The 6,000-nt window shown below is 59.5% G+C and carries 6 protein-coding genes; 5 read left to right on the top strand and 1 reads right to left on the bottom strand.

The genetic code is table 11. From position 1 onward, the window contains the following. The first annotated feature begins 120 nt into the window (after positions 1 to 120). From DCO57_RS11255 to DCO57_RS11275, 5 genes are all read left to right on the top strand, one after another. Positions 121 to 1,269, top strand: coding sequence for an ABC transporter permease (locus tag DCO57_RS11255; RefSeq protein WP_116698981.1), 1,149 nt, complete (start codon positions 121 to 123; stop codon positions 1,267 to 1,269). Between the two features lie 8 nt (positions 1,270 to 1,277). Further along, positions 1,278 to 2,087, top strand: coding sequence for an ABC transporter ATP-binding protein (locus tag DCO57_RS11260; RefSeq protein WP_208977897.1), 810 nt, complete (start codon positions 1,278 to 1,280; stop codon positions 2,085 to 2,087). A 10-nt stretch (positions 2,088 to 2,097) separates the two neighbouring features. Beyond that, complete coding sequence (locus DCO57_RS11265; RefSeq protein WP_116698983.1) at positions 2,098 to 4,095, top strand: MCE family protein; 1,998 nt, start codon at positions 2,098 to 2,100, stop codon at positions 4,093 to 4,095. Positions 4,096 to 4,120: 25 nt separating this feature from the next. Further along, complete coding sequence (locus tag DCO57_RS11270; RefSeq protein ID WP_116698984.1) at positions 4,121 to 4,726, top strand: ABC-type transport auxiliary lipoprotein family protein; 606 nt, start codon at positions 4,121 to 4,123, stop codon at positions 4,724 to 4,726. 250 nt (positions 4,727 to 4,976) lie between these two features. Further along, positions 4,977 to 5,366 carry a hypothetical protein gene (locus tag DCO57_RS11275; RefSeq protein WP_133192658.1) on the top strand — a complete coding sequence of 130 codons (390 nt, stop codon included), beginning with the start codon at positions 4,977 to 4,979 and terminating at the stop codon, positions 5,364 to 5,366. Positions 5,367 to 5,652: 286 nt separating this feature from the next. On the opposite strand, the gene DCO57_RS23690 is transcribed toward DCO57_RS11275, so the two are convergent. Beyond that, positions 5,653 to 6,000 (bottom strand): hypothetical protein (locus DCO57_RS23690; protein ID WP_205756132.1); only part of this gene is annotated, 348 nt, incomplete at its 5' end.

Below are 6,000 nucleotides of genomic sequence, written 5' to 3' on the forward strand. Positions count from 1 at the left end.
TCCTTGATGCGGGGCAAACCCGCTCAAACCGTTCATTCCTGTTTTTGGGTCCGTGACCTGACCTGCGCCTTCAGGTATACGGGGGTAGGTGAACCAGCGGCAAGAGGGCAGCCAGCCGGAATGGCATTCTTGGAAAAAAACATCGCGCCGGAGACGCAGATCGAGGCGAACGGACCCGATCGTCTGTGCCTTGTCCTCTCCGGGGACTGGACCGTCAGCACCATCGGCCAGGCGGAAGAGGAAATCGCCGCCCTGCGGCTTGGCGACGACCGGCCGGCCTCGATCGATGTGTCAAAGGTCAAGCATCTGGACACGAGCGGCGCGTGGCTGATCCACCGGACACGCGGACGTCTGGAATTCGAGGGGCGCAAGGTCGAACTGACCGGCCTGTCTTCCGTACGCCGGATGCTATTCGACGAAATCGAGAAACATCACCCGCCGACGTGGAAACCGGAGCGGCAGGGCTTCTCCATCCTGGGATCCCTTGAGGCGATCGGCAAGCAGATTGTCGAGGCGGGCAAGGACGGCCTTGCGATGCTGCATATTCTCGGCTCGCTCGGTCTGGTCCTGTCGACGGTGCTTCTGCAGCCCAAGCGTCTGCGCGGCATTTCCATTGCCGTGCAGTTCGACCGCAGCTGCGTTGGCGGCGTGCCGATCGTTGCCCTGATGAGTTTCCTGATCGGGGCAATCATTTCCCAGCAGGGCGGCTTCTATCTTCGCCAGTTCGGGGCCGACATATTCGTCGTCGACCTGGCGGGCATCCTGGTGCTGCGCGAAATCGGCGTGATCCTCACGGCAATCATGGTGGCGGGCCGGTCCGGTTCGGCCTTTACCGCGGAGCTCGGTGCCATGCGCATGCAGGAGGAAGTCGATGCCCTGCACGTGATCGGCCTCAGCGTGACCGAGGTCCTGGTGCTGCCGCGCATCGTGGCGCTGATGATCGCGCTGCCGATCCTGACCTTCATTGCCGATATTTCGGCGCTGCTGGGCTCGGGACTGGTGACCTGGGCCTATCTGGATATTCCTCCCGCGGCCTTCCTGACGCAGTTGCAGGCGGCAATCACCGTCCAGACACTGGCGGTCGGCCTGCTCAAGGCGCCCTTCATGGCGCTGATCGTGGGGTTGATTGCCTGCGTGGAAGGGTTGAAAGTCGAGGGATCGTCGGAATCACTTGGGCGACACACCACGATGTCCGTGGTGAAGGCCATTTTCCTGGTGATTGTCGTGGACGGCATGTTTGCCATTTTCTTTGCCGCCATCGGAGTTTGACCGGATCCATGTCGTTGACCGAAGCTGAATACACCCCCACCGAGGTCATGCCGACCGGTGACGATACCGAATTCGTTCTGTCCGTGCGCGGCATCACCGTCGGTTTCGGCAGCAAGATCATTCTCCAGAATCTGGATCTGGATGTGCGCCGGGGCGAAGTGCTCGGATTCGTCGGCGGTTCGGGGACCGGGAAATCGGTGCTGATGCGCACGATTCTGGGGCTGAACCAGAAGCGGGCCGGTTCGATTTCGGTCTTCGGACACGATCTGTCCACCGCCTCCGATCTGGAGCGCAAGTCGATCGAGCGCCGGTGGGGTGTCCTGTTCCAACAGGGGGCGCTGTTTTCCTCGCTCACCGTGAAGCAGAACATCCAGGTGCCGATGCGCGAGCATCTGAAGCTTTCACCGCAATTGATGGACGAACTGGCCACGTTGAAGCTGGAACTGGTCGGCCTCTCGCAGGATGCGGCGGACAAACTGCCGTCGGAGCTTTCAGGCGGAATGGTCAAACGGGCCAGTCTGGCCCGTGCCCTTGCACTGGATCCGGATTTGGTGTTTCTGGACGAGCCGACATCCGGGCTCGACCCGATCAGTGCCGCAGCATTCGATTCGCTGATTGCAAATCTCAGTTCCACCCTCGGGCTGACCGTCTATATGGTGACACACGACCTCGATAGTCTGCATTCCATCTGTGATCGTATAGCTGTCCTTGGGAAAAAGCGTGTTCTTGCTATAGGAACACTGGACGACATGATGAAAAATGACGATTCCTGGATTAAATCTTATTTCAGGGGCGAACGCGCGTTGCGCCGAGTATAGGTAGGACTGAATGGAAACTCGAGCGAACTACATTCTGATCGGCGCCTTTATGGTCGCCATCCTGATCGGTGCGTTCGGGTTCGTGTACTGGCTGGCCGTTACGGCCGAATCCCGCCAGAACGTCGAAGTCAAAATCTTCTTTCCCGGTCCGGTCACCGGCCTGCCCGTCGGCGGGCAGGTGCTGTTCAACGGCATCAAGGTCGGCGATGTCGGGTCGCTGGATTTCGCCCCGGACGATCCGACCAAGGTCGTGGCCACCGTGCGCATCAAGCCCACCACGCCCGTGCGGGAAGACACCAAGGCCACCTTGAACTTCACGGGCCTGACAGGTGTTGCCTATGTCGACCTCAGCGGCGGTACGTCCGCGTCCCCGCTGCTCCTGAGAGGTTACGACGAAGACAACGTCCCGGTGATCTACGCGGAGAAATCCTTCTTTGACGATATCGTCGACGGGGCGCGCGACGTTCTCAAGCGCGCGGACTCGACCATGAAGACGGTTGACGATTTTCTCGAGGAGAATGGCCCTGTCATCTCCAGCACCATCAAGAACGTGGAGACCTTCTCCGCCGCGCTGGCAGCGAATTCCGATGGTGTGGAGACCTTCATGGCGAGCATCGGCAAGGCTTCGCAAGCCTTCGCGAGCCTGTCGGGGCGTCTGGAACCTCTCGTGGATCAGGGGCAGCGGCTGCTGGCGGCCGTGCCTTCCGACAAGGTTACGGAGATCGTCGACAATCTGACCTCATTCTCCGAGAGCCTCGGCAATGCCAGCAAGGATATCGACCTTCTTCTGGCTGATGCCCAGGGCGCGGCGCAGGAGATGCAGAAATTCAGCGAAGGCCTCAATGCGAGCCTGGGGCAGGTCGAGAAAATCGTCGACCAGGTCAAGCCGGAGCAGGTCGCGCGAATCATGAAGGGCGCGTCCGCCTTTGGCGACCTGCTTGAGGAACGCACGGGCGATCTGGACAAGCTGATCGTCGCGACGAGCGAAACGATGCAGAACGTCAACGGCATTGTCGAGACGGTCAAGCAGCGCAGCAGCGACATCACGGATATACTTGCCGGCGGGCGGGATGTGGTGGTGAAGGTCGATGCGATCATGACCAGGGGTGTAGAGATCGCCTCTGCCATCGATCCGCTCCATATCGAGGAAATCGTGGCCTCGGTCGGCAGCTTCACGGACGGGTTGAACGCCTCGCTGGCACGGGTGGACGAGATTGTCGCCAACGTCGATCCCGTAAAGGTCGGCAATGCGGTCGACGGGGCGGCAAGCTTCATCGACAACATCAACAACCAGCAGGGCCAGATCAACGACATCATCGCCTCGACCAAGTCGACGATTCAGAACTTCGAAGCCGTTTCAGCGACCGTACGCGGTCAGGATGACCGGATCGCGGCACTGGTCACCGATGTCCAGCTAGCGGCGGAGCGGTTCGCCTCGACGCTGCAGAGCGCGGATGAGCTGCTGAAGGCGGTGGATCCGGCCAAGGTGTCCAACATCGTCGGCTCCATCGAGACGGCGGCGGCGGATCTTACGAGTCCGGAGAACGGCATACCGGCTGTTCTGGCCAGCGCGCGCAAGGCCGCGGACAACGTGCAGCAGATGACGGACGACCTGGCCAAACGCACGCCGGACGTCGACCAGATCATCACCGATGCCAAGCAGATGGCATCGACGCTGAATTCCACGTCGGTGCGCGTGGAAAGCCTTGTCGAAAAGGTCAGCACGATGGTGGATGGCGACGGCGAGGGGCTGATCAAGGAAGCGACACTGGCGGCGCAGGCCATCCGGAAAGTGGCGGTGGCCTTCGAAAGCCGTGCGGACTCCATTGCCGGCGGACTGTCGAAGTTCGCCACGCAGGGGTCGGCCGATTTCGCGTCCGCCCTGGGTCAGTTCAACCGGACGCTGGTATCCATCCAGCGGGCGGCGGAGAGTTTTGAACGCAGCCCCAACCGGGTAATCTTCGGCGGGGAAGACGTGCCGACCTATTCCGGCGGTCGGCGGCGGTGATGAAGAGTTTGAGGGGCAAGGCGTTATGACGAAGGCAACCACGGACATGACCCGTCGGGGCGTGCTTGGCGTGCTCGGGCTGGGTGTGCTGGTCAGCGGTTGCGCAAGTTCGACGCCCTCCGCCTATTACGGGATCGAAGCGGCCGATGTGGGCGGACTGACGGGGCGCTCCAGCCGCGTTCAGATGCTGGTGGCTGCGCCCCGGGCGCTGAAGGCGCTGGATACCAGCTATATCGCCGTGGTCGAGAAGGGCCCGGTCTACAGCTATTTCCCGGGGGCCGCCTGGGCGGATACCCTGCCGAATGTGGTGCAGCTCAAGCTGGTCGAGACACTGCAGAACACCGGCCGCCTGCGCGGTGTCGGCCTGCCGGGAGACGGACTTCTGATCGACTATCAGCTGCAGAGCGAAATTCGCGCCTTCGAGCTCAGGCTTGGCAGCGGCAATCGGGGGGTCGTCGAGATCTCGGCACGACTGGTCAACGACCGCAACGGCCGCACGGTCGCCACCAAGGTTTTCCGCGCGGAGACACCTGCGGGCGCGGCGTCCGTCGACAAGGCGGTCGAGGCAATGAACCGTTCCGCGGACCGGGTCTTCTCGGAAATGGCCGCCTGGGCCTTGCAGAACGTCTAGAGCACATCGCGTTGAATTGACTTCAGGAAATCGCCCGAATGCCTTTGCGATGCAAAGGCTGCGTTTGGCGTCTTCCAAAATCCACGTTACCGATTCAGCGCAAAATGCTGGAGACCGGGCATCACGCGGCTGCGAGTAGTCTCGCCGGTTCGCTGCCGTGTCTTCGGGCTCTTCAACGACGTTATCTTACTTGACGCACGACGCCTCAATGGTGTGGTACTCTCTCATTGGTTGTAATGGGAGAATTGTCATGGTCAGGAGAACTAGACGCCCGAAATATCCCTTTGCTGCGCCTAAGGCCAAGGAACAGCCCGCGCCACGTAACATCGCTTTCGAGGGGTTGCTCTGCGATGCGATCACAAAAGGCATGCTCGTCAGCCTCCGATACGAAGACGACTTCGACGACAGGCTCTTTGAACCCGCAGCGGTCTACTTCAGCACCCAACATAAAGTCCTTGTCTCCGGATTTCAGGTAGCCAACCCGGAAAAGCTGATGGACGCAAATGAGCCGCACAATTTCGAGGTCGGAAAGATCACCAAACTTGAGATCACCGCCATGGACCGCGTTGCGCCGGTCACCTTCGATAGGAACGACAAGAAATACTGCAACGGCATCATCTGCCCTCTGGAGCCAAACTAGGATCGTGTTCAGATCGGATTGCACTGTCGATAGCGTCCTCCGTATCGAGAGTACCAAAGTCGTTAATGGTGCTTTTGGCGTAAAATTTAGCCCACTGAATAGGTGTCATCGCGACCTCCATAAAAAACCGGCTCACTGGCCGGGCTTGTCTTTCGTCTTTTCACCTTTAGATAGTGGGCTTTTCGCGATATTCTTTTGATTAGCGTCAAAGGCTTCTTCGGACCCGTCACATTCGAGTTCCTTGGCAGCTTCGCTGAATTTGTCGGCTTGTGTCTTCTCAATTTTATTAAATGTCGAGGCCCTTGTTTGGGTGTGATGGCTTGCACCGTTTCAGTGCGATTGCCTTATTGGCAAGAGGGTCGTTAGAGCATTGCTCGCACCAGTCCTCGAAGCCTAGAAGTGGGATGCCTTTTCCGTCTGCGTCTTTGGATTTCCCACGATCGAATGTATGGAATGCATCATTTTGTACGCCATAGGTTTCCTCTAACTCCAAAGCAGAGGCCAAGTGTATTGCGTCAGGAGTGGACAGTTTCCGGACACCACCGGTTTTCGTGTATTGAAGACTTCTTAACTCTGAAGCAGTCCGCATCACGTTGACATCTGGGGTTATCGGTACGACACCGCTACCCCACAG

The sequence above is a fragment of the Labrenzia sp. 011 genome (assembly GCF_003075075.1).
In the GTDB taxonomy this organism is placed as follows: Bacteria; Pseudomonadota; Alphaproteobacteria; order Rhizobiales; family Stappiaceae; genus Roseibium.

What these genes read in the sequence shown, in the direction of transcription:
- DCO57_RS11255 (WP_116698981.1), top strand. Translation starts at nt 121, where the DNA reads ATGGCATTCTTGGAAAAAAACATCGCGCCGGAGACGCAGATCGAGGCG.
- DCO57_RS11260 (WP_208977897.1), top strand. Translation starts at nt 1,278, where the DNA reads ATGTCGTTGACCGAAGCTGAATACACCCCCACCGAGGTCATGCCGACC.
- DCO57_RS11265 (WP_116698983.1), top strand. Translation starts at nt 2,098, where the DNA reads ATGGAAACTCGAGCGAACTACATTCTGATCGGCGCCTTTATGGTCGCC.
- DCO57_RS11270 (WP_116698984.1), top strand. Translation starts at nt 4,121, where the DNA reads ATGACGAAGGCAACCACGGACATGACCCGTCGGGGCGTGCTTGGCGTG.
- DCO57_RS11275 (WP_133192658.1), top strand. Translation starts at nt 4,977, where the DNA reads ATGGTCAGGAGAACTAGACGCCCGAAATATCCCTTTGCTGCGCCTAAG.